A 22,765-nucleotide genomic window follows, 5' to 3' on the forward strand; every position below is an offset into this window, starting at 1 on the left:
CCGTTGTTGACGATCCGATCTCTCAAATAGACAAGGGCCCGTGGAATGCACGGGCCCTTTCATCTGTGCTTCGGACCCGGTCCTACGACGCCGCGAGCTGCTCCTCGACCAGCTTCACCCAATAGGACGTGCCGTAGACGATCGCCTCGTCGTTGAAATTGTAGGCGGGGTGATGCAGGCCGGCGCTGTCGCCGTTGCCGCAGAAGATGAAGGCCCCGGGCCGCGCTTCCAGCATGTAGGCGAAATCCTCGCCGCCCATCAGCGGCGCCATCTCGTGGACATGGGCCTCGCCCGCGACCTGCGTGGCGATGCGCCGTGCCACTTCGGTTTCCGCCGCATGATTGTTCACGACCGGATAATTGCGCTTGTAGTGCAGGTCGATCTTGGCGCCGGTGATCTGCGCCATGCCCGCCACGACTTCATGCACGCGCTTCTCGACCAGCTTGCGCACCTCAGGCGACAGTGTGCGGATGGTGCCTCTCAGGGTCGCGGTCTGCGGAATGACGTTGCGGGCATTGCCGGCGTGGAATTCGCAAATCGATACGACCGCCGATTCCAGGGGATCGACGCTGCGCGAGACGATCGACTGCAGTGCGGTGATCACCTGCGCGCCGACCAGCACGGAATCGACGCATTTGTGCGGACGCGCGGCATGGCCGCCAACGCCCTCGATCACGATGTCGACCTCGTCGGTCGCCGCCATGATGGGGCCTGGCCTGATCGCGAACGAGCCGACCGGGATGCCCGGGCCGTTGTGCATGCCATAGACCTGCTCGATGCCGAACCGCTCCATCAGGCCATCCTTGACCATGGCCGCGCCGCCGGCGCCACCCTCCTCGGCGGGCTGGAAGATCACCACGGCATCGCCGGCGAAATTGCGCGTCTCGGCGAGATAGCGGGCCGCCCCGAGCAGCATCGCGGTGTGGCCGTCATGGCCGCAGGCGTGCATCTTGCCGGGGATCTTGGAGGCGTAAGGCAGATTGGTCTGCTCCTCGACCGGCAGCGCGTCCATGTCGGCACGCATGCCGATCACCTTGAGCCCCTCGCCGGTGGGCTTGTTGCCCTTGATCACGCCGACGACGCCGGTCTGGCCGAGACCGGTCACGACTTCGTCGCAGCCGAACTCCCGCAACCGGTCAGCAACGAATGCTGCGGTGCGGTGGACATCGTACAGCAGCTCGGGGTGCTGATGGATGTCCCGCCGCCAGGCCTGGATATCGGGTTGAAGGTCGGCGACGCGGTTCACGATGGGCATGGAAGGTCTCGAGCTGTTGGAAATACAGGATTGTCTACCATGCAAGCGTCGGTCCACCCAACCGCCGGCAATCGGGGTCTAGCCCTGTTCACTTGGCATGGCCGGGCTTGTCCCGGTCGGCTGCGTCTGCCTATTAAACGGAAAGCAAAGAGAATCCGGGTGGACGCAGAATGCCGAGGCGGCTTGAAGGTGAGTTTGACTACATCGTCGTCGGAGCCGGCACCGCGGGCTGCATCGTCGCCAATCGGCTGTCGGCTGTCCCAGGCAACCGCGTTCTCATCCTTGAAGCTGGTGGCGATGACAACTGGATCTGGTTCCACATTCCGGTCGGCTATCTCTTCGCCATCGGCAATCCACGTTCGGACTGGATGTTCAAGACCGAGGCCGAGCCCGGCCTGAACGGCCGCTCGCTGGCCTATCCGCGCGGCAAGGTGATCGGCGGCTGCTCGGCGATCAACGCCATGATCTCGATGCGCGGACAGGCTGCCGACTACGATCATTGGCGCCAGCTTGGGCTGACCGGCTGGGGCTACGACGACGTGCTGCCGCTGTTCAAACGCCTCGAGGATCACTTCCTCGGCGCCAGCGAGCATCACGGCGCCGGGGGCGGCTGGCGCATCGAGGCACCGCGGCTGTCATGGGCCATTCTCGACGCGGTCGGTGACGCCGCCGAGGAGATGGGCATCAAGCGCATCCCGGATTTCAACACCGGCGACAACGAAGGCACCAGCTATTTCCACGTCAACCAGAAGCGCGGCCGGCGCTGGTCCTCGGCGCGCGGCTTCCTCAAGCCGGCCTTGAGGCGCCCCAATCTGCGGCTCGAGAAGCACGTGCTGGTCGACCGCCTCATCATCGAGCAGGGCCGCGCCGTCGGCGTGCGCTTCATCCAGAACGGCGAGATCATCGAGGCGCGCGCAAAGCGCGAGGTGGTGCTCTCGGCAGGCTCCATCGGCTCGGTGCAGGTGCTGCATCGCTCCGGCATTGGACCGGCCGACTGGCTGTCGCCGCTCGGCATCGACATCGTCATGGACAAGCCCGGCGTCGGGCGCAATCTGCAGGATCACCTGCAGCAGCGCGCGATCTACAAGGTCGAGGGCGTGCGCACGCTGAACGAGACCTATTACAATCTGTTGCGCCGCGGCCTGATGGGGCTCGACTACGCTTTCCGCCGCCGCGGCCCGCTGACCATGGCACCGTCGCAACTCGGCATCTTCACCCGCTCGGATGCGACGCGCGCCCGCGCCAACATCCAATTCCACGTGCAGCCGCTCTCGCTCGACAAGTTCGGCGATCCCCTGCACCGTTTCCCTGCGATCACGGTGAGCGCGTGCAATCTGCAGCCGACCTCGCGCGGCAACGTGCGCCTTCGTTCGGCGAGCCCGGACGAGAAGCCGATCATCGCGCCAAATTACCTGTCGACCGACGACGACCGCCAGGTCGCCGCCGACGCCATCCGCACCACGCGACGCCTGATGCAGCAGAAAGCGCTGGCCAAATATCGCCCCAGCGAATATCTGCCCGGCCCTTCCGTCGGCGACGACGATGCCTCCCTCGCGAAAGCCGCCGGCGACATCGGCACCACCATCTTCCATCCCGTCGGCACCGCGAAGATGGGCACGGCGAACGATCCAATGGCAGTGGTGGACGAGCGGTTGCGATTCTACGGCCTCGACGGCCTGCGCATCGTCGATGCCTCGATCATGCCGACGATCACCTCGGGCAACACCAACACGCCGACCGCGATGATCGCGGAGAAGGGTGCGACCATGATCCTGGAGGATGCGAAGTAGCATCTTGCCACCATGATCGACCCGCACCGCTTCTCGATCGGCCCGGCTGAGGCCAACATCGCCATCCTGCAATGGGGCGAGAGCGGCAAGCCGCCTGCCCTGCTCGCACACGGCACCGGCTTCGTCGCCGCCGTCTGGGATGAGGTCGCGCGCGAGCTTGCCTCGACCTATACCGTCTATGCACTCGACCGACGCGGTCATGGCGCAAGCCACAAACCCGGCGCCTATCACTTCCTTGATTACGCTGACGACATCTGCCGAGTGGTCGATACGCTCGATCTCCGCGACATCTATGGAATCGGTCACAGCGCGGGTGCGACCGATCTCCTTCTCGCTGCGAAACTCCTGCCTGGTCGTTTCGCACGCCTGTTCGTGATGGAGCCGACCATCATGGACCCGCGCGCGTCGCGCTCCGGAGGATTGAGCGAAGAATCGCTCGCCCGCGTGCAGGGCACGCTGCGCCGACGCGCCGAGTTCGACAGTCCCGACGTAGTGTTCGAACGTTACCGCGCAGCACCGGCGTTTGCCGATTGGACCGAAACCTCGCTACGGGCGTATGTGCGCCACGGCTTCGCGCCCCTGGATGACGGCCGTATCCGGCTCTGCTGCACGCCCAAAATCGAAGCAGCGATCTTGCTTCCCATCTACGAGGCGATGGAGCAGGTTTACATTGGCGATGCCCGCGGCAATCCGTTTGCCTCGCTCACCAAGCTAGACTGTCCGGTGCGCGTCACTACAGCGGCGAAGTCGGGTCCAATCTACAAGGAGATGGCGCGACGCGCTGTGTCGCTGATTCCGGGCGTGACCACGTGGGTTTTCGAGAATGCCGGCCACTGCGTCGCGCAGGAAATGCCGGAGCACGTGGTGGAAGCCGTGCTCGAGTTTGGCAAATAAGTTTCGGCCGCGGACCGAGGCGGCTTGAGCGATCGTCTCTAGGCCGATCGCCGCACCGCGTTGTCCACCAGCGTCTTGCCGAGCGACCAGATCGCACCGGGGACCTTATGGCTGCCGGCGATCACGTCGTCGAACGCCTTCTCGATCCAGCTGCAATCTTCCTCGGTGATGGTGAGCGGCGGCAGCAGCTTGATGGTGTGGCTGCCGTGGCCGGCGACTTGCGTCAGGATCTTGTGATCCTTGAACAGCGGCACGGTGATGAGCTGGCAGAACAGGCCCTTGTTGGCGGTCTCCAGCACGTTCCAGGAGGCCCGCAGGCGCAACGATTTCGGCGGGCCGAATTCGATGCCGATCATCAGGCCCTTGCCGCGGACTTCCTTGAGCAGCTCGTAGCCCGGCACCATGCGCGTCAGCGCGAGGCGCAGCTCGGCACCGCGCTTGGCGGCTGCATCGATCAGCTTCTCCGATTCCATGACGTCGAGCGTGGCGATGCCCGCGGCCATCGCGAGGTCGTTCTTGGAGAAGGTGGAGCCGTGCACCACCGCGCGGTCCATCTGGTTGAAGATCTTGTCGAAGATGCTCTTGCGCGTCAGCACGGCGCCGACCGGCACGTGGCCGCCCGACAGCGACTTCGACAGCAGCACCATGTCGGGCTCGACGTTCCAATGCTCGACCGCCAGGAAGCGGCCAGTGCGGCCCATGCCGGTCTGGATCTCGTCGGCGACGAACAGCGTGCCGTATTTCTTGCAGAGTGCGGCCGCGCCGGGCAGGAACTCGTCGCTGGGCATGTTGACGCCCTTGCCCTGGATCGGCTCGACGACGAAGGCGGCGACCTCGCGCGAGGCCAGCGCCTTTTCCAGCGCGGCCAGGTCGTTGAACGGGATCGCGGTGCAGCCCGGCAGCAGCGGCTCGAAGCCGGTACGGAAATTCGAATCGCCGGTCAGCGACAGCGCGCCGTAGGTCAGCCCGTGGTAGCCGTGGGCGCAATAGACGATGCCGGGACGCCCCGTCGCGCCGCGCGCGAACTTGATCGCGGCCTCGACGCATTCGGCGCCGGAATTGGCGAAGAACGCCTTGTCGAGATAGGGAACGTATTTCAGGAGGCGCTCGGCCAGCACACCTGCGAGCGTCGAGACGTCGAATTGGACGAGGTTGGGCAGGTCGGCATCGAGCACGCTCTTGAGCGCCTCGCGCATGACCGGATGATTGCGCCCGATCGCAAACACGCCGAAGCCGGACAACAGGTCGAGGTAGCGCGCGCCCTCGCGGTCGTAGAGATACTGCCCATGCCCCTTCTGAAAGCCGACATCGTAGCCGATGGTCTTGAGAACCCGGACGAACTGCTCGTTCAGATACCGGTTATGCAGGGTGCTGCGCTGGGCCTGACGGTCCGCGAATAGCTGAGACATGTCTGGATTTGGGCTGTGCATCCGCTACATACTTCGGTTGAGGGCCGTCTCGTCAACTGAAAACGGACCGTTGCTGAAAACGGTCTGTGCGGCCTTTTGCCCTTTTTCGGACCATCTTCGCAAGCACAGCTTTAGACCATGTTGCACTGCCAAGGAACACACATGCGTTTGGCCCTTTACACCGGACTAATACTGGCTGGCGGTTACGCCGGCCTGACGCCCGCGCTCGCCGCGGATCCGACCGGCGACTGGCGGGTCGCCGACGGCGTTGCCAACATTCGCGTCGCCCAATGCTATGGCAGCATGTGGGGCGCGGTTTCCTGGGAAAAACAGCCCGGCGGACGCGACCAGAACAATCCGGACGCCTCGAAAAAGAACAGGCCGACGCTCGGCATGGCAACCCTGATCGACATGAAGAAGAAGCCCGGCGTCGATCAGTGGGAAGGACAGGTCTACAACGCCAACGACGGCCAGCTCTACAGCGCGACCATCACGCCGGCCGGTCCCGACCAGCTCGAGATCAAGGGCTGCGTCATGGGCTTCCTCTGCGGCGGCGAAACCTGGACCCGGGTCGGCCCGCCGATCCCTTCGAGCCCTGCCAACGCCATGGCCAAGGGCGCAGCGAAATCCAGCGGCACTGCGCCGAAGCCCCAAGGGGGGCAAGCGGGGCAAGGGGCCCAAGCAGCCCAAGCCGGGAGCGGCACCACCACGCCTGCACCTGCTGCTCCCAAGGCCGCCGGCGCAGCCAAGCCCGGTCAGAAGGGCGCCGCCGACCCGGTCGGCGACATCTGCCTACTCCCTGAGATTGCGGGGTTTGCCCATTAGGGCCGGCTGGAACAGCAGCACGGCGGCGAGCGTCGTCACCAGCGAGAGCGCCAGCAGCTTGCCCATGCTGGACGTGCCGGGATGGCTCGACAGCCACAGGCTGCCGAACGCGGTCGCCGTGGTCAGCGCGCTGAAGAAGATCGCGCGCGTCAGGCTGGTCTGGAGCAGGTTCGTCCTGCCCGAGCGCCAGGCCACGACATAGTAGATCTTGAACGCCACGCCAACACCGAGCAGCAGCGGGAGCGCGACGATGTTGGCGAAGTTCAGCGGCAGTCCGATCAACACGCAGATCTCGAGCGTCACCACGCCGGCAACCAGAAGCGGCACCAGCGTCATCAGCACGTCGACGAAGCGACGGAGCGTGATCCACAACAGGAGCCCGATCACCAGCAGCGCATAGATACCGGCGTGGATGAACGCCTTCACGACGGTATCGCCGGATTTCAGGATCGAGACCGGCCCGCCGATCGCAGTCGGCTCGGCCTGGAGCACCGCTGCCGCAAATCTGCGCAGCGTATCGTTGTCGTTGGGATCGCCCTTGGGCAGCGCCTCGACACGGATGATGCCGTCCTTGCTCTTCCAGGCGCTGACGAGCTCGGGCGGCAATGAGTTCAGTGTGACGGGCCCGGCCTGCATCGCGTTGCGGAGCTGATCGAACACGATCTTCAATGGCGTGACGAACACGTCCTGCGCCTTGTTGCGTGTGGCCTCGTCGGCACTGGCGAGCTTTTCGAGCGCGCCGGCGAGACGGCGTGAGGCGACAGCGCCAGGGCCCTTCGCGTCGCCCGCCGTCCGGCGCAGATTGTCGACCGAAGATTTCAGCGATTCGACATTCTCCTGGTCCGTCGGCGCCGCATCGATCTGATCGGGGTTGAGGGCGGGATTCAGCACCTTGGCGCCCTGCGCGATGAGCTTCAGCTTCGGCGGCTGGTCCTGCGGCACGAAGCTGTCGAGCGACATCACCCTGAGCACCTCAGGCACCTTTTCCAGCTTCGCCTCGACCTGCTTCGCCTGCTCTTCCGACGTCGTCATCACGTTGACGGCATTGGCCCCGGTGTTCGGATCCTTGCGCAGATCGAGGAAGGTCGCGATCGACTCGGCGTGCGGATTGCGCAGGTTCATCGGGTTGAAGTCGAACTTCATGAAGTAGAGCAGCGGCAGGCCGCCGAGCGCGAGCAGCAGCGTGCCGCCGACGATCAGCACGCGGTGCTTTTCGAGGAAGTGGTCGAGCGGCGCCAGGAAGGCGTACCCGACCGGCTCCGGCTCGCCGGGCGGGTTCAAAAGCTTGAGCAGCGCCGGCAGCACGGTGATCGACGAGATGAACGCCACTAGCATGCCGACGCCGGCGATCTGGCCGAGCTCTGCGATGCCCTTGTAGTCGGTCGGCATGAAGCAGAGGAAGCCCGCGGCCGTCGCCATCGCCGCCAGCGACAGCGGCACCGCCGAGCGCTTGGCTGCCAGCACCAGCGCGCCGGCGAGATCGTCGTGCTTGTAGCGCTCCGAGCGGTAGCGGACGCTGTACTGGATGCCGAAATCGACTCCAAGGCCGACGAACAGCACCGCGAACGCAATCGACAGCAAGTTGAACGATCCGACCATCATCAGGCCGGCTGCTGTCGTGATCGCCAGGCCGACGAACAGATTGACGAACACCGCGAAGATGATCTTCGACGAATGCAGCGCGAGCCATAGGATGACCAGCACGACGAGAATCGTGCCGACGGCGTTGACGACAGCGCCCTCCTGAACGGTCGCGTATTCCTCGTTGGCGATCGGCACCGGGCCGGTCAGCCGCACCCGCGCTTGGTATTTGCCAGCAAAATCCAGATCCGCCGCCGCTTTCCGGATCGCGTCGGTCGCATCCTTGCCGGGCTCCAGCGCGTTGTAGTCGAGAATCGGCTTGAACTCGATGAAGGTGCGCTTGTCGGAGTCCTTGAGCGGCTCGTCGCTGACGAGTTCGCGCCAGGAGAAGCTGGCGTTGCCCTTGTTGAGCACGGTCTCGACTGTCTGCGCGATCAGGTTGAAGGGCCGCTCGGTGCTGTCGAGCTTGACCTGGCCCCGCTTGACGCCGGCAAGGCCGGTCTCCAGCGCCCCGGTCAGGCCGCGGATCGAGGGATCGCCGGCCATGATCTCGATCAGCGGCGCGGCGGCTTCGAACTGGCCGGTGATCTTGCCGACCTCCTCGGTCGGCAGGAACAACAGGCCGTTCCGCTCGAAGAACGCGCCGCTGCCGAGCTGCTGCATCGAGTGGAAGTTGGTCCTGTCGTCCTTCAGCCTGGCATAGAGCGCGTCTGCCGCGGCGCTCGCCATTTCCGGCGTCCTGGCCTCGACCACAGCGAGGATCATTTCGTTCTGATCGAACGCCTTGTCGAATTGCTGGTCACGCTGCCGCCAGTCCAGATTCTGGGCAATCAGCGAGTTGATATCGGTGTTGATGGCGAAGTGGCGCGCAGCGTAATAGCCCGCCCCCACCGACAGCAGGAGCCCGAGAACGACTACGAGGGAGGCAAACCGGGTGCAGGCCCTGACGATGGCAACGACGACGCTTTGCAGCACTTCTTTTCTTTCTGCGGTTAACAGCTTGCCGGAAACGCCCGCTGTTTATCGGAGTTCCCGGCCGAAACCTATTGCTGTTTTGGGTGGTTCTCGCCGCCAGAAGGTTCGAGGTAAACGGCGGGAGACCGTGGCAAAATCATGCGGGGCGGCCGGTATAGCCAGGGAGTTGAGGCGGGAACGTGACGAAGGACTATGCAGGAATGTCGCGCACGTAGGCATACCGCAATCCCTACTAAAATACCTCTGACGCCCCCCTCAGCGGTTCCACCTTCCCCTACCGCCGATTTTTTGACACAAAGTATTGCGCCTCCATGCGCCGGAGCCGTCCACAGGGGTGGGTGGCTACCGCAGGCGCGAACCAATGGTGCGGATATTGCAACTCATTGGTCAGTATCGGAGTGCCGCTTGGGGACTGCAAAGAGCGGATTGGTGCAACTTGCGTGAGGGGCGTCCAATGGAAGTTTATCTGGCGCAACCGCGCGGCTTCTGCGCGGGGGTGGTGCGAGCAATCGAAATCGTGGAGCGGGCGCTGGAGAAGTACGGCCCGCCCGTCTACGTGCGCCATGAGATCGTGCACAACAAATACGTCGTCGAGAGCCTGAAGGCCAAAGGCGCCATCTTCGTCGAGGAACTCTCCGAGGTACCGCCGAAGGCGGTGACGGTGTTCAGCGCCCATGGCGTCGCCCGTAGCGTCGAGGAAGAGGCCGCCGCGCGCGACCTTCCGGTGCTCAATGCCACCTGCCCGCTGGTCACGAAAGTTCACAATCAGGGGAAGCGCTACATCGGCAAGGGCCGCACCCTGATCCTGATCGGCCATGCCGGCCATCCCGAGGTCGAGGGCACGATGGGCCAGGTCCCGGGGCCGGTGCAGCTTGTCCAGAGCGTTGAAGAGGTTAAGGCGCTGACCCTGCCGGCGGATACGCCAGTGGCCTACATCACCCAGACCACCCTGTCGGTCGACGACACCAAGGACATCATCGCGGCCCTTCAGGCCCGCTTTACAGACATTCAAGGTCCGGATATCCGGGATATCTGCTATGCGACACAGAACCGCCAATCTGCGGTAAGGGATTTGAGCAAGCTGGTCGACGTGATCTTGGTGGTGGGCGCTGCCAACAGCTCGAACTCGAACCGGCTCCGCGAAATCGGCACTGAGGCCGGCGTCGCGAGTTATTTGATTGCCGACGGCAGCGAGCTCAATCCGGAGTGGTTGAAGGATGCCAGGACCGTCGGCGTCACGGCCGGCGCTTCGGCGCCCGAGGTACTCGTGGATGACGTGATCGAAGCGATGCGGCGGATCGGACCGGTAAAGGTCTCGGTGTTGCCGGGCCGCGAGGAAAACATCGAATTCCGGCTTCCGGCCCAACTGGCCGCGAGCTGACCCACCCGAATTAAAAAGCCCAGAAAGAAACCTGTAATGGCCATCCCGTTCTTCAAGGAAATGCGTATCGGCGGCTATTTGCTCAAGCAGAAACTGCTTGGCCGCAAGCGCTATCCGCTCGTGCTGATGCTGGAGCCGCTGTTCCGCTGCAACCTCGCCTGCGTCGGCTGCGGCAAGATCGATTATCCCGATGCGATCCTCAACCGCCGCATGACGGCGCAGGAGTGCTGGGACGCCGCCGACGAGTGCGGCGCGCCGATGGTCGCCATTCCCGGCGGCGAGCCGCTGATTCACAAGGAGATCGGCGAGATCGTGCGCGGCCTCGTTGAGCGCAAGAAGTTCGTCTCGCTCTGCACCAACGCGCTGCTGCTGGAGAAGAAGCTCGATCTGTTCGAGCCCTCGCCCTATCTGTTCTTCTCGGTGCATCTCGACGGCCTGCGCGACCACCACGACAAGGCCGTGTCGCAGAAGGGCGTGTTCGACCGCGCGGTGTCGGCGATCAAGGCGGCCAAGGCGCGCGGCTTCACCGTCAACGTCAACGCCACCATCTTCGACGGCCACCCGGCCGAGGAGATCGCCAAATTCCTCGACCTCACCACCGAGCTCGGCGTCGGCGTCTCGATGTCCCCGGGCTACGCCTATGAGCGCGCGCCGGACCAGGAGCACTTCCTCAACCGCACCAAGACCAAAAAGCTGTTCCGCGACGTCTTTGCGATGGGCAAGGGCAAGAAGTGGAATTTCATGCATTCCGGACTGTTCCTGGACTTCCTCGCCGGCAACCAGGAATACGAATGCACCCCGTGGGGCATGCCCGCGCGCAACATCTTTGGCTGGCAGAAGCCCTGCTACCTGCTCGGTGAAGGCTACGCGAAGACCTTCAAGGAGCTGATGGAGACCACCGACTGGGATTCCTACGGCACCGGCAAGTACGAGAAGTGTGCCGACTGCATGGCCCATTGCGGCTACGAGCCCACGGCTGCGACCGCAGCGCTCAACAACCCGCTGAAGGCGATGTGGGTGGCGCTGCGCGGCGTGCGGACGAGCGGCCCGATGGCGCCGGAAATCGACCTCTCCAAGCAGCGCCCGGCGCAGTACATCTTCTCCGAGCAGGTCCAGAAGAAGCTCTCGGAGATCCGCAAGGACGAAGCTGCGGCTGCGCAGGCGAAAGCAGCGCAGAAGGCGTCGACGGCAGCGTAAAACGCAGAGCCCGTAGCCCGGATGGAGCGCAAGCGAAATCCGGGATGGTCTCTCCATGTAGCAAGGCCCCGGATTACGCTTCGCTCCATCCGGGCTACAGACACCGAACGAAAAAGGCCCGGTCGCGCGACCGGGCCTTTTCTTTATTCTCAGATCGAAGACCCCGCTCACGCCGCCTTCGACACCAAGGCCTCGCTCTCGACGAACTCCGTCCCGATCAGATAATCGCGGCAGCCGCGCAACGACCGCAGGGCGCGGTTGAAGTCGATGCCGGTCGAGACCAGGGCATGCAACGTTGCCGGATTGCGCACGATGCCGCGCAGCACGGCTCCGAGGTCGATCTGGCCGTTCGGCTTGATCGCGGCGCGGGCCAGCGCCGGCAGCGCGCGGTGGGCGGGGTCGCTGATGACGCGGACCGCGGCGAAGGGCAGCCCGGCCTCGGCGGCGTAGGCCGCGGCGATGTGGCTTTCCATGTCGACCGCGGCGGCCCCCGTCTCGGAGTGCAGGGCCGCCTTGCAGGAGCGCTTCGTGACCACTTCCTCGGCACCGGCGAGGCTGCCGCGCACGACGCGGCGGCGGCCGGAGGTCAGGCGCTCGATCAGCTCGTCGCCGAGCGACAGGCCGGCGGCCCAGCGGGTGTCGCCGGAGAGCACTTCAGTCGCCAGCACGACGTCGCCGGAGCGCAAGCTCGGGTCGAGCCCGCCGGCCACGCCGAATGAGATCACGCCGCGAATCGTCTCAGGATCCACCACCGTCAGAAGCGCCCGCAACTGGGTCGGGCTGCTGGATGAACAGATGACCGCCATTCCGGGCCCGGCCGCGATGCGGGCCTCCTGCACCAATCCGGTCACGATCAGTATCGGCCGCGGGTCGATGGCCTGACCCACGGTAAAATAGTCCCCCGTCCCCAAAGTCACATTCCGACCCCTACCACCCTGCTGTTGGTGTTCCGCAAGTTCCGATACCGCGCCAACGCCCACAGCGGAAAGAACTTTGGGTAACCATGATAACGTAGATAGAACACGCGGGGGAAGCCTGTGGCGGTGTACCGCTGCTCGTCCCACAGTCCTTTTTTGTCTTGTGTTGCAATCAGGTACTCCACCCCGCGGGCGACGGCCGGGTGATCAACCTCGCCTGCCGCCATCAGGGCAAGCAAGGCCCATGCCGTTTGCGAGGCGGTCGAGGGGGCGGCCTCCCAACCCTTGTAGTCGAGCCGGTAGCTGACGGCGTCCTCGCCCCAGCCGCCGTCGTCGTTCTGGATAGAGGTCAGCCAGGCCGCCGCCTTGCGGATCATGGGGTCCTTGTGGTCGACGCCGGCCATGTTGAGGGCGCACAGCACCGACCAGGTTCCATAGATGAAGTTCATACCCCAGCGGCCGTACCAGGACCCTTCCGGGTGCTGGGTCTTCCGCAAATAGGCGACCCCGGCGGCCACCTGCTTGCTGGTCTTGGCGGTCTCACCGAGCTGGGCCAGCATCGAGATGCATCGCGCCGTGACGTCCTCGGTCGGCGGATCGAGCAGCGCGCCATGGTCCGAGAACGGGATGTTGTTGAGGTAATATTCGAGGTTGTTGACGTCGAAGGCGGCCCAGCCACCGTCGTCGCTCTGCATGCCCTCGATCCACTCCCGGCCGCGGGCGATCGCGTCGTCATAGCCGGCCGCACCGTGCTCCCGGCGCATGCGGTCCATCGACATCACCACGACGGCGGTGTCGTCGAGATCGGGATAATGGGCATTGTTGTATTGGAAGGCCCAGCCGCCCGGGCGCACGTCGGGCCGCTTCACTGCCCAGTCGCCCTTCACCTCGAGCTCCTGCCTCGGGATCAGCCAGTCGAGGCCCTGCTTGGCGGCCGGCACCGCCTTGTCACCGCCGGCCTCCAGCAGCGCATGCGCGGTGAGCGTCGTGTCCCACACCGGAGAGACGCAGGGCTGGCAATAGGCTTCGTCGTCCTTGATGACGAGCAACTTGTCGATGCCCCGGCGCGTGATCGCGCGTGGCGGGAAGTTCTCGTCCTTGCCGAGGGCGTCGTACATCATGACGATGTTGGCCATGGGCGGGTAGATCGCGCCCATGCCGTCCTCGCCGTTGAGCCGTTCCTCGGTGAAGGCGAGCGCGGCGTCGATCGCGCGCTTGCGCAGACTCTTCGGAAACAGCGGCTCGATCACGCGCAGGATCGCATCGAGCGAACGAAACAACAGAAACCAGGCCATGCTCTGGTGCGGCGCCTTGGCGGTCATGCCGATCGAGCGCGGGTCCTGCAGGAACAATTCGTCGATGCCGACGCCTTTCGGATTCCTTGCGCGCGGCTTCAGCGCGGCGATCACCATCAGCGGCACCATAGTGGTGCGCGCCCAATAGGAGATCTTGTTGAGGTGGAACGGCGACCAGAACGGCAACAGCACGATCTCGATCGGCAGCACCGGCACCGCGCGCCAGGTCACGACACCGAAGGTCGCGAGCAGGAAGCGGGTGAAGACGTTGCTGTTGATCGCGCCGCCGCGAGCGTGGATCGCCTCGCGCGCGCGCACCATGTGCGGCGCGTCGACGGAGTCGCCGATCATCTTCAGCGCGAAGTACGCCTTCACGCTGGCGCTCATGTCGAACTCGCCGTCATGCACCAGCGGCCAGCCGCCATGGGGGCCCTGGATGCGGCGCAGATAGTTGCCGATCTTGGCCTCGAGCACGGTGTCGACCGGCTCGGCGAGGTAATGGCGCAGCAGGATGTACTCGGCCGGAATCGTGCAGTCGGCCTCGAGCTCGAACACCCAATGGCCGTCGGATTGCTGGAAGCCGAGGATGCCCTGGGTGGCCGACGCAATGCTCGATTCCAAAGCTTCGCGGCTGGTCGCGGTCACGGAATCCATGTCGCTCGATTGCTCCGATACTCGATTGAAAGTTGACCGGGACAATTGCCCGTCGGGCCGCCTTTCAGGATTCTTTGGCGGCCAGAACCAGATCGGCGGCGCGGTCACCCGACCGGACCGATCCCTCGATGGTTGCTGGCAATCCCGTAGCAGTCCAGTCGCCGGCGAGGAACAGGTTTTTCAGCGCAGTGACCGGCCCGGGACGCAGGGCATTCTGGGCCGGCGTCGCCGCAAATGTGGCGCGGCGCTCGCGCACGATCTGCCAAGGAGGCAGCTCGCCGGAGACACCTCCCGCCTGGCAGACCTCGTTCCAGATCGTCTGCGCCAGTTCCTCGCGCGGCATGTCGACCAGGCGGTCGCCATTGCTGATGGTCACCGACAGACGGTTCGGGAACGCGAACAGCCATTCCACCACGCCGCCGATCACGCCGAGGATGGGCGCCGAGCCAGGCGGCGGCTCAAAGCGGAAATGCGCGTTCACAATGGCGCGGAATTCGGTCGGCGTCTTCAGCCCCGGCAGCAGGTTGGCTGCCGCGCGCGGCGGCACCGCCATCACGACGACATCGCCCGCGCCGAGCTGGATCAAATCCTCGCCGCCGAAATTCAGCGCGGTCACCTTGCCGTCCGTGCTGACGAACGAGCGCAGCTCATGGCCGAGCTGAACGGTGTGACCACGCTCCTGCAGAAACTTCACGGCGGGCTCAATCAGAACCGCGCTGAGACCGTCGCGCGCAATCAGCGGACGGCAGGCCTGCCCGCCCGCAAGCAGCGTCTCGCGCACGATCGCGCCGGCGAGCCCGGCCGAGCCCTCGGGCGGATCGACGTTGAGAGCTGCCAGCAGCAGCGGCTGCACCAGGCGCTGATAGAGGATGCCCTCGGTCGGAATCGACTTGCCGACCAGCGTCTCCTCCGACGCCCAGATCAGCGGCGCCAGCTTGAGATAATCGGAAAGGCCGGTGTCGGGCACGCGGCGGCTTTCGTCGAGCACCCAGGTCGGCCACCGGCCATCGCCGAGATCGATCTGCCAGCGCTGCCCGGTCTTGATATCGACGAACGGAAATTGCGCCCGCTCGGGGCCGACCAGGCCCGCCTCGGTGCCGATCGCGCGCGCATAGGCGCGCGCATGGCTGTTGCCCGACAGCAGCAGATGATTGCCGTTGTCGATGGTGAGATTGGTGGCGCCGTCGAAATAGGACCGGCAGCGGCCGCCGGCCTGGTGCGTCGCCTCGTGCACGGCGACCTTGAAGCCGGAATTGGCGAGCCGCACGGCGGCGGAGAGGCCGGAAATTCCAGCGCCGATGATGTGAGCTGTGTTTTGCATCAGATGAAAGCGTAACGGAGCAGGATCAGGATGCGCGTGATCTTCGACACACGCACCGGCTCGCGCGGCGCGGTGAAGCCGCGCGCGATCAGGAGGTCCAGAATGGAATGGTAATATTTCGACATGATCCGCGGCGCGCGCACGGCGCGGCGCCTGTTGCGGTTCATGATCTCGTCCGACTTCTCGAAATGCACCTTGGCGCGCTGCGCCAGCGGCATGCAGACCTTCGGCAGCGCGCGCTCGGCGATCACGCGGTTCGGATCATCAGAGGTGATGCCGGCATGCAGCAGCGCCTCGCGCGGCAGATAGAGCCGGCCAAGGCCGGCGTCCTCGTCGATGTCGCGCAGGATGTTGGTGAGCTGCAGCGCGCGGCCAAGGTGGTGCGCGAGCAGGATGCCGTCTTCCTCGGGCATGCCGAACACGCGCACCGACAGCCGCCCCACGGCGCTGGCGACACGGTCGCAATACAGATCCAGCGTCGCCATGTCGGGCGCACGGATGTCCTGCGGCACGTCCATCTCCATGCCGTCGACGATGGCGAGGAAATCCTCCCGCTTGAGCCCGAAGGTCTTCACCGAGGCGACATAGTCCTTCAGCCGCGGCGGCGGATGGCCCTGATAGAGCGCGTCGATATCGTTGCGCCATTCCTGAAGTGCGGCGAGTCGCTCGTCGCGCGGGCCGTCGGAATCGGCGATGTCGTCGACCTGGCGGCAGAAGCTGTAGATCTGAAACATGGCTTCGCGCTGATCACGCGGCAGGATGCGCATCGCGGCATAGAACGAGCTGCCGGATGCGGTCGAGCCGTAATTGGCGCCGGGCGTGGTCGCCTCAAGCGTCATGGGCAGTCCCCGGTCTGGAAATGGCCTTGCGACGGATCGCACGGCGGCCCACTTCGCCGATGATTCCGGCGAGGCTGAAGGCGAGCAGCTCGAATTTGTTCAGATGCACGCGCTCCCGCAAGGGATCGCGTACCTTGAGCAGGCGCACGATGCGGTCGGCATAGGCCTGGATGACGGAGACGTCGACGCCGAGACGGAAATCCCGGATCTCGGCTGCGAGCGACCTGCCCTCCCCGAGCAGCTCCTCGTTGCGTGCGGCGAGCGACTGCAGGCAGGCCAGCATCGCCGGCGGCGACTGCGCGAGACCGAGCTGCTCGACGGAGGCGCCGTGTGCTGCCAGCGCATCGCGTGGCAGATAGACGCGATTGAGCTCGCGATAATCCTTGCCGCAATCCTGCAGGTGATTGTTGATCTGAAGGCCCGCGCAGAGCGCGTCCGAGGCGGCCCATGTCGAGGTGCTCTCGCCGTGAACGTCGAGCATGAAGCGGCCGACCGGCATCGCCGAGTAGCGGCAATAATGGATGACCTCGTCCCAGGTCTCATAGCGCAGCTTGGTCACGTCCATGCGGAAGGCGATCAGCACGTCGAGCGCATGACGCGGCGCCATGCCGCGCTCGGCCAGCGCGCGGCGCAAGCTGACGGCCTCGGGCTGGGTGTCACCCTTGCCGAGCAGTTCCGCCTCGAGCAGATCGAGATAAGCGAGCTTCTGGTCGGGGGGGAGCGTGGCGTGATCGGCGATGTCGTCGGCGGTGCGGACGAAATTGTAATAGGCCAGGATCAGGGCGCGATGACGCGGATGAATGATCCAGGACGCGACGGGAAAATTCTCGTCGCGGTCACCTTTGCCGGATCGCAATTCGCTCGCAGAGGTCATCGAGGGCTGGTTTACAATCGTTTGGAGAGGAAGGACTTTTTCGCTCGGGCGGGCTCACGCCGGCGACGCCGCCGCGGCCCCCATATAGGGGAATACGCCCGCAAAACCAATCCTGTCCGTCGATGGCTGCCCCTTCAGATTGGGCCCGGAAAAGCGGCCAAGGGCCGCCTTTCTAGGCCAATGGCCGAGTTTATTGATTGTGGTTCTTCAGCACCTGGTCGCAGGCCTGCGAGATCTTGGCCCGGTTCTCCTTGAGGCAGGCCAGGATGGTGAAATCGCCCTGGTCGATGACCGGGCGGCAGAACTTCTGCACATCGCGGGTGCAGGCCTTCTGCTCGGCGTCCGTGCCACGCCCTTGTTGGGCGAACGCCGCCGTCGAAAGGGAGGCCGACAGCAGGGTGAGAGCGACGAGAAGATTGCGCATTGTATTCCTTCATTCTGACGGCAGAATCGCACCGATCCCGGACTGCGCAGGGCGGATGGCCGGAACGGATTGGTTCTGATGGCAAGTCGCCGCTTGTAGCGGCCTCAGAGAAGGCACAAGCACTGGCAAATGCGGCCAAATTGGCGCCGCCCTCGCCGAATCAGGTCTTCCCCGCGCCTTCATTGGCAGATGTAAGGGCTTGATACTACGTCATAATTCTGGAGCATCGCGTTTTAATGCAGACCTGTTGCCGCGCTGCATCTCTTCGCCCGTCGTCGGCTGCCGGAAACATGACGAAACGCGGCAAATCGCGGCCCTGGAAGCACGGCGGGGTCGCGTGAACCGCCGTCTCTGGTCGCCGGGCTTTGAACCTGCGACTTGCTCGGAGCACTAAACTTTCGATGTGGCGAGACGTTCTCGATCGAAGCGAACGTCGTTCCAAAACGGGGATATTCGAGATGACATTCTTTGGGCGATCTGGACTGGCAATCAAGGCGGCCGGCATCGGGGCGGCGCTGCTCTTCTCGGCATCGGCAAGCCACGCTCAGTCGTCCGGACCGTTTGCCGGTTTCGACGGCGCGTGGACCGGAACCGGCACGGTGTCGCTGTCCGACGGCTCCACCGAGCGCATTCGCTGCAAGGCGGACTATAAGGTCGCCGGCAGCGGCCTCAACCTGAAGCAGGCGCTGAGCTGCGCCTCCGACAGCTACAAGTTCAACCTCACCAGCGACGTGACGAGCCAGGGCGACCGCATCTCCGGCAACTGGAGCGAGTCCAGCCGCAACATCTTCGGCAATCTCCAGGGCACCGCCGGCGGCGGCCAGATCGAGGTCTTCGTCGAGGCCAACGGCTTTGCCGCCAACCTGTCGCTGCGCACCAACGGCACCAAGCAGACGGTGCAGATCTCGTCCAAGGGCGAGATCCGCGGCGTCAACATCACGATGACGAAGGGCTGACGGCCTTTCGCACGCAATGTGGAACATGCCCCCGGCTCTCGCGAGCCGGGGGCTTTTTGCTGACACGAACTGACCGGCTGGATTTGCTGAGATGGACCCGATCCGCAGACATCTGCTGAAGGCCGCCGGGCTCTTCGTGGCCAGCCGCGCCTTCGCCAGCGAGCAGCAGGGAGCGAACATGCAGCCTTCGTCCGTGAAGCCGCGTCACGTGCTCTGCTTCCTCGGCAAGAATGAAAGCCTGCTGCATCCGCCGAAGGCGGTGGCGAAGACGATCGCCGATTTCGGCTTCGAGATCGACCGCACCTATTCGCAAGCCAATCCAGATCCGCACATGGAGCGCTCTTTCGGTGTGTGCTGGGACCGCGTCTTTCCGAAAGCGTGGTCCGAGGCGGACGAAATGGCCGTACTCAATCACAAAGCGGTCCTCTACGTGTTGAGCCCGTCGATGGAGCAGCACAAGACGGTCGCCTATTCAGCTGCCGCCTTGCGAATTGTCGAGGAGATGATCGAGGCCGGCGCCACAGCCGTGAAAGGAGAAAGCGCGGGCGTTGCCCACGGCTTGGCGCGATGGCGGCAACTGGCCCGCGAGTGCAAGGCCGCCGCAAACACGAACCAGGGCCTTACCGTCACGCCAGCGATGGGCCGATCCTGCCGCCTCGCCTTCGCCAAGCGTCCGCTTGCCGGCGACACCTACAACGAAAGCGTCGGCTTCCACCTCGTCGGACTGCCGGATATCTATGTCGCGCGATCGCGCGGCAGCGACCGGAACGCGGTGAAGCTGATGGACGAGATCGCGGACGCGATGGCTGAGCGCGGCATCGAGGCAACGCTGCGCGACCGCAAGCTCGCGCTGTCGCGCGAGCAGGACTACGCCGAGGGCGACTTCAAGTTCAATCCCTACGGGATCGTCCGGGTCGAGGCGTGAGGGCCGAACCGCGCCGGATCAGTCCTTTCGCGCGATGCATTCGCACCGGCATCGGAAATAGACCGCGTCCGGATCGCGTTCCCAAGCCTCCCATCCGGCAAGCGCGGCCCGGATCTCATCGTCTGTCGCGAGCCCACTGCCCACGAGTTGCGGTCCTAGGTCCAGCAGGCTCCGCCGCGCATCGGCAACGGCCTCGCTGCGGGTCTGCGCATCGGCACCGTGGTTGACGTAGCTTGCACCGGCCCAGACCGGCGCGAAGCCGTGGGCTCGGAGGATGGAGCCCTGCCGGCGCCCGAAGCGAAGCGCCTCCGGATCGTCGTGCTGGTACCAGCGTTGCCAGAGATCGAGCGCGAGCCGCACGCCGTCGATTTCAGGATAAAGAACGTTGCCGCCGACGTCGGCATCGCGCGTTGCGACGAGACCGCGCGGCTTCAGCACGCGGCGCGCTTCGGCCAGCGTTCGCGCCAATATCTCCCGGCTCTGATGGTAGAGCACCGCGTGAAAGAACACGGCGTCGAACGTTCCATCTGCGAACGGCAGCGCCGTCATATCGGCTTCGACAAAGGCCAGATTGGTCGAGCCCGCCGCCGACACGAGCCGATTGGCGGCGGTAATGGCCGTCGGCTCGATATCGAGGCCGACGGCCTTTTCGACGTGGTCCGCCAGCGCTGCCGTAATGGTGCCGGGCCCGCAGCCCGCGTCGAGCAGGGTCATACCCGATGTCAGGAACGGGACGAAAAAAGCAGCTGAATCACCGCCTCGCTTCTGTTGAAACGCCACGATGGAGCCGTCGTACTGCATGATTCGTCCCCGACCGGAACTCCGGCGCAGTCATTCAGACTGCGCCGATTCCATGTCCGGTGGATGAAGCCACTCAGATCGCCTGCTTGTCCGGGCCGTGCAGCTTGGCGTGCAGATTGATCAGCCACATCGCCGTCGGCCGGAGGATGAAGAGGTCGGCGACGAGCGCCATCACCATCGAGAAGGCGCTGAGCCAACCGAACAGCCGCAGCGACGGCAGGTCGGAGAACACGGTGACGACGAGGCCGCAGGCCAGCACCACCGTGGTCAGGATCAGCGCAGGTCCCACCAGCACGGTCGCCCGCTCCACCGCCAGCGCCGAGCCGACGCCCGGCTTGTTCTCCAGCCGCAGGCGGTTGAGGAAGTGGATGGTGGCGGAGAGGCCAAGTCCGAACGAGACGGTCAGCGCGACGACGCTGGCGAATTGCAGGCCCTCGCCCATCGCCCACAGCACCGTGCCCGACATCACCACCGGAAAGATGCCCGGCAGGATGCAGGCGAGCGTCACCACCCAGGAGCGGAAGGCGAGGCCGATGAAGATCGCGACCAGCGCGAATTCGATCGTGAGGCCGTGGTTCAGCTTCTCGATCATGTTGGCCGAGTTGCGCGCGGCGATGGCGGCGAGACCCGTCACGGCGATCTCATAGCCGGGATGCTTCTTGCGGACGGCGTCGAGCTCGGAATCGAGCTTGTCGACGATCGGCAGGAGCTGGCTGGAATCCTTGTCCGGCACGCGGCCGGCCACCACCACGGCGTCCTGCTCGGCGTCGATGAAGCGCCGCACCAGGTGCTCGGGGATGACGCTGACATATTCTTTCAGCGTCGCGACATCGGCACTGCCGGCCTTCTCCGCCAGCCAGCGGCGTAGCGTCTCCAGCGACCACACGTTGCCGACCCCTGCGGACTTCTCGACCGTCGCATGCACCTCGGCGATGGTCTGGAGCGTTTGCGGTGAATAGAGCGATTCACCCTTGGGGAACACGATCAGCACGTTGACGGGATTGGCGCCGGTGAGCTTGGCATCGAGCCGATCGCTGGCAGCAACCGCCTGGCGCTTGTCCGGCACCTGGTCGGCGAGCCGGTAGCGCGGCTCCAGATTGGCATAGATGACGCCGAGGCCGCCGACGAACAGCACCGCGATCAGGCTGAACAGGCCGGGCCGGCCGACCATGCGCACCGCGATCCAGTAGCAGAAATTGCGCAGCGCCTGGACACCGGCGTCCGCACCCTGGAACTTGACCGCGAAGACCTTCTCGTTGCGCACGAACAGGACGCCGAACACCGGCACCAGCGACAGCACCGCGACCAGCGCGATGATGGTGGCGGCAAGGCCCGCCTCCCCGAACTTGCGGATCAGGTCGGAGTCGGAGAACATCAGCGCGATGAAGGAAATGCCGGCGGTGCCATGCGTCAGCACGCAGGCCGGGCCCACCACCAGCACCGCGTTCTTGAACGCGGTGAACTTGTCCTGGCCCGCGATCAGCCGGTCGCGCGCGGCGAAGGTGAGCTGCATCGAGTCCGAGAAGCTGATGACCATGATGAGCGGCGTCATCACGTTCAGGAACATGTTGAGATTGAAATTGGCCCAGCCGAGCGCGCCGAGCGCCAGCAGGATTGCTATCATCGGCGGGAATGCCGCGGCGATCATGAACGAGATCTTGCGGAAGAAGATGATGGCGATGATGCAGCCGGCGAGGATGCCGAGGATGTTGTAGGTCAGCCCGTCACGCTCGACCGCATTGCGGATCTCGAGCTGCATCACCGGCACGCCCGAGAGCTGCACGTTGAGCCCGGTGTCGCCGAGATCCTCCTTCATCAGCGCGCGGATGTCGCCGACGGTCTTGGTCAGCTTGTTGGAGCCGACCACTTCGGGATCGAGCGACAGCACGATCAACGCCAGCGTGCCGTCCTCCGACAGCAACTTGCCGCGGATGATCTCGTTGTTCTTGACGGTCTCGATGAACTTGTCATAGGCCGCGCCCTCGGGCAGCTCGGCCGGGAACAGGGCCGCCGGCAGCTTGCCGGGGGCCGGCGCCTGGCGCGCCGAGAACAGCGAGACCAGCCCGCGGGTGCCTTCGACCAGCTGCAGGTCGGTGACGAAGTCGCGCAGCTTCTCGAGGTTGCTGCGTTCCAGGAGGGTCTTGCCCTCGACCACGACGAGGACATCGAACTCCTCCGCCGGGAACTTCTTGGTCACCTCTTCGTACTGGCGGAATTCGCGGCTGTCGGAGCGGAACAGCTGCGACAGCGAATCGTCGATCTTGATCCGGTAGATCCCGAACACCGCGCCGACGATCAACGCGAGCAGGACGATGCAGGAGACGATCGGGGCCCGAACGGCGATCAGCCCGAGCCGCTCCAGCCCGAAGGCGATGGAGGACGTAGGTCCCTGCTCGACCTTGTCGACATGAACCTCATTCTCGCTGTGCTTTTCGAGCATGCCTTATCCAGT

Annotated in this window: 18 protein-coding genes; 7 read left to right on the top strand and 11 right to left on the bottom strand. The window is 64.8% G+C overall.

Annotation, left to right across the window (positions count from 1 at the left end):
• Positions 1–82: 82 nt before the first annotated feature.
• Positions 83–1,255, bottom strand: coding sequence for a M20 aminoacylase family protein (locus ABIA45_RS14840; protein ID WP_404652578.1), 1,173 nt, complete (start codon positions 1,253–1,255; stop codon positions 83–85).
• A gap of 170 nt (positions 1,256–1,425) precedes the next feature.
• Here ABIA45_RS14840 and ABIA45_RS14845 point away from each other — a divergent pair, with 170 nt between their 5' ends.
• Complete coding sequence (locus ABIA45_RS14845) at positions 1,426–3,045, top strand: GMC family oxidoreductase (protein ID WP_271545271.1); 1,620 nt, start codon at positions 1,426–1,428, stop codon at positions 3,043–3,045.
• 12 nt (positions 3,046–3,057) lie between these two features.
• Positions 3,058–3,939 carry an alpha/beta fold hydrolase gene (locus ABIA45_RS14850; protein WP_404652580.1) on the top strand — a complete coding sequence of 294 codons (882 nt, stop codon included), beginning with the start codon at positions 3,058–3,060 and terminating at the stop codon, positions 3,937–3,939.
• A gap of 38 nt (positions 3,940–3,977) precedes the next feature.
• Here ABIA45_RS14850 and hpnO read toward each other — a convergent pair whose 3' ends face one another.
• Positions 3,978–5,369, bottom strand: coding sequence for an aminobacteriohopanetriol synthase HpnO (hpnO, locus tag ABIA45_RS14855; protein ID WP_404652582.1), 1,392 nt, complete (start codon positions 5,367–5,369; stop codon positions 3,978–3,980).
• A 141-nt stretch (positions 5,370–5,510) separates the two neighbouring features.
• Between hpnO and ABIA45_RS14860 the strand changes: the two genes are divergently transcribed.
• Positions 5,511–6,173: a DUF2147 domain-containing protein gene (locus tag ABIA45_RS14860; RefSeq protein ID WP_198399633.1), complete on the top strand. Its 663-nt coding sequence runs from the start codon at positions 5,511–5,513 to the stop codon at positions 6,171–6,173.
• Here the strand turns inward: ABIA45_RS14860 and ABIA45_RS14865 are convergent.
• A complete protein-coding gene (locus tag ABIA45_RS14865) occupies positions 6,141–8,729 on the bottom strand; it encodes an MMPL family transporter (RefSeq protein WP_271545274.1) in 2,589 nt (862 codons plus the stop codon). The genes ABIA45_RS14860 and ABIA45_RS14865 overlap by 33 nt on opposite strands.
• A gap of 454 nt (positions 8,730–9,183) precedes the next feature.
• On the opposite strand from ABIA45_RS14865, the gene ispH reads away from it, so the two are divergent.
• Positions 9,184–10,110: a 4-hydroxy-3-methylbut-2-enyl diphosphate reductase gene (gene ispH / locus ABIA45_RS14870; RefSeq protein ID WP_157281381.1), complete on the top strand. Its 927-nt coding sequence runs from the start codon at positions 9,184–9,186 to the stop codon at positions 10,108–10,110.
• 36 nt (positions 10,111–10,146) lie between these two features.
• Positions 10,147–11,307, top strand: a complete 1,161-nt coding sequence (gene hpnH / locus ABIA45_RS14875) for an adenosyl-hopene transferase HpnH (RefSeq protein ID WP_128262668.1) — start codon at positions 10,147–10,149, stop codon at positions 11,305–11,307.
• A 167-nt stretch (positions 11,308–11,474) separates the two neighbouring features.
• On the opposite strand, the gene ABIA45_RS14880 is transcribed toward hpnH, so the two are convergent.
• The 6 genes from ABIA45_RS14880 to ABIA45_RS14905 form a co-directional block, all read right to left on the bottom strand.
• Positions 11,475–12,287, bottom strand: coding sequence for a phosphorylase (locus tag ABIA45_RS14880; RefSeq protein WP_404652583.1), 813 nt, complete (start codon positions 12,285–12,287; stop codon positions 11,475–11,477).
• Positions 12,221–14,173 (bottom strand): squalene--hopene cyclase, encoded by a 1,953-nt coding sequence (gene shc, locus ABIA45_RS14885; RefSeq protein ID WP_404542451.1) that lies wholly within the window; start codon positions 14,171–14,173, stop codon positions 12,221–12,223. The genes ABIA45_RS14880 and shc overlap by 67 nt, the downstream gene beginning before the upstream one ends.
• Positions 14,174–14,237: 64 nt before the next feature.
• The gene (gene hpnE / locus ABIA45_RS14890) at positions 14,238–15,494 is read right to left on the bottom strand and encodes a hydroxysqualene dehydroxylase HpnE (RefSeq protein WP_404652584.1); all 1,257 of its coding nucleotides are present in this window, start codon (positions 15,492–15,494) and stop codon (positions 14,238–14,240) included.
• Positions 15,494–16,333 (bottom strand): presqualene diphosphate synthase HpnD, encoded by an 840-nt coding sequence (gene hpnD, locus ABIA45_RS14895; RefSeq protein WP_057027142.1) that lies wholly within the window; start codon positions 16,331–16,333, stop codon positions 15,494–15,496. The genes hpnE and hpnD overlap by 1 nt, the downstream gene beginning before the upstream one ends.
• Positions 16,323–17,207, bottom strand: coding sequence for a squalene synthase HpnC (hpnC, locus tag ABIA45_RS14900; protein WP_404652586.1), 885 nt, complete (start codon positions 17,205–17,207; stop codon positions 16,323–16,325). The genes hpnD and hpnC overlap by 11 nt, the downstream gene beginning before the upstream one ends.
• 190 nt (positions 17,208–17,397) lie before the next feature.
• On the bottom strand, positions 17,398–17,631 hold the full coding sequence (locus ABIA45_RS14905; protein ID WP_025035011.1) for a hypothetical protein: 234 nt from the start codon (positions 17,629–17,631) through the stop codon (positions 17,398–17,400).
• Positions 17,632–18,089: 458 nt separating this feature from the next.
• Here ABIA45_RS14905 and ABIA45_RS14910 point away from each other — a divergent pair, with 458 nt between their 5' ends.
• Positions 18,090–18,587 (top strand): hypothetical protein, encoded by a 498-nt coding sequence (locus ABIA45_RS14910; protein WP_157281367.1) that lies wholly within the window; start codon positions 18,090–18,092, stop codon positions 18,585–18,587.
• Positions 18,588–18,678: 91 nt separating this feature from the next.
• The gene (locus ABIA45_RS14915; protein WP_404652587.1) at positions 18,679–19,512 is read left to right on the top strand and encodes a hypothetical protein; all 834 of its coding nucleotides are present in this window, start codon (positions 18,679–18,681) and stop codon (positions 19,510–19,512) included.
• 18 nt (positions 19,513–19,530) lie between these two features.
• Here ABIA45_RS14915 and ABIA45_RS14920 read toward each other — a convergent pair whose 3' ends face one another.
• Together ABIA45_RS14920 and ABIA45_RS14925 are read right to left on the bottom strand one after the other, a co-directional pair.
• On the bottom strand, positions 19,531–20,313 hold the full coding sequence (locus ABIA45_RS14920; RefSeq protein WP_404542458.1) for a class I SAM-dependent methyltransferase: 783 nt from the start codon (positions 20,311–20,313) through the stop codon (positions 19,531–19,533).
• Positions 20,314–20,386: 73 nt separating this feature from the next.
• A complete protein-coding gene (locus ABIA45_RS14925; RefSeq protein WP_271545280.1) occupies positions 20,387–22,753 on the bottom strand; it encodes an RND family transporter in 2,367 nt (788 codons plus the stop codon).
• Positions 22,754–22,765 lie beyond the last annotated feature (12 nt).

Source organism: Bradyrhizobium sp. USDA 336, assembly GCF_044908355.1.
GTDB lineage: Bacteria > Pseudomonadota > Alphaproteobacteria > Rhizobiales > Xanthobacteraceae > Bradyrhizobium > Bradyrhizobium yuanmingense.

Bases quoted from the DNA above. Each gene is read 5' to 3' on its own strand.
- shc (WP_404542451.1), bottom strand. From the start codon at position 14,173: ATGGATTCCGTGACCGCGACCAGCCGCGAAGCTTTGGAATCGAGCATT.
- ABIA45_RS14905 (WP_025035011.1), bottom strand. From the start codon at position 17,631: ATGCGCAATCTTCTCGTCGCTCTCACCCTGCTGTCGGCCTCCCTTTCG.
- ABIA45_RS14910 (WP_157281367.1), top strand. From the start codon at position 18,090: ATGACATTCTTTGGGCGATCTGGACTGGCAATCAAGGCGGCCGGCATC.
- hpnC (WP_404652586.1), bottom strand. From the start codon at position 17,207: ATGACCTCTGCGAGCGAATTGCGATCCGGCAAAGGTGACCGCGACGAG.
- ABIA45_RS14925 (WP_271545280.1), bottom strand. From the start codon at position 22,753: ATGCTCGAAAAGCACAGCGAGAATGAGGTTCATGTCGACAAGGTCGAG.
- ABIA45_RS14840 (WP_404652578.1), bottom strand. From the start codon at position 1,255: ATGCCCATCGTGAACCGCGTCGCCGACCTTCAACCCGATATCCAGGCC.
- ABIA45_RS14860 (WP_198399633.1), top strand. From the start codon at position 5,511: ATGCGTTTGGCCCTTTACACCGGACTAATACTGGCTGGCGGTTACGCC.
- hpnH (WP_128262668.1), top strand. From the start codon at position 10,147: ATGGCCATCCCGTTCTTCAAGGAAATGCGTATCGGCGGCTATTTGCTC.
- ABIA45_RS14850 (WP_404652580.1), top strand. From the start codon at position 3,058: ATGATCGACCCGCACCGCTTCTCGATCGGCCCGGCTGAGGCCAACATC.
- hpnO (WP_404652582.1), bottom strand. From the start codon at position 5,369: ATGCACAGCCCAAATCCAGACATGTCTCAGCTATTCGCGGACCGTCAG.
- hpnE (WP_404652584.1), bottom strand. From the start codon at position 15,494: ATGCAAAACACAGCTCACATCATCGGCGCTGGAATTTCCGGCCTCTCC.
- ispH (WP_157281381.1), top strand. From the start codon at position 9,184: ATGGAAGTTTATCTGGCGCAACCGCGCGGCTTCTGCGCGGGGGTGGTG.
- ABIA45_RS14920 (WP_404542458.1), bottom strand. From the start codon at position 20,313: ATGCAGTACGACGGCTCCATCGTGGCGTTTCAACAGAAGCGAGGCGGT.
- ABIA45_RS14915 (WP_404652587.1), top strand. From the start codon at position 18,679: ATGGACCCGATCCGCAGACATCTGCTGAAGGCCGCCGGGCTCTTCGTG.
- hpnD (WP_057027142.1), bottom strand. From the start codon at position 16,333: ATGACGCTTGAGGCGACCACGCCCGGCGCCAATTACGGCTCGACCGCA.
- ABIA45_RS14845 (WP_271545271.1), top strand. From the start codon at position 1,426: ATGCCGAGGCGGCTTGAAGGTGAGTTTGACTACATCGTCGTCGGAGCC.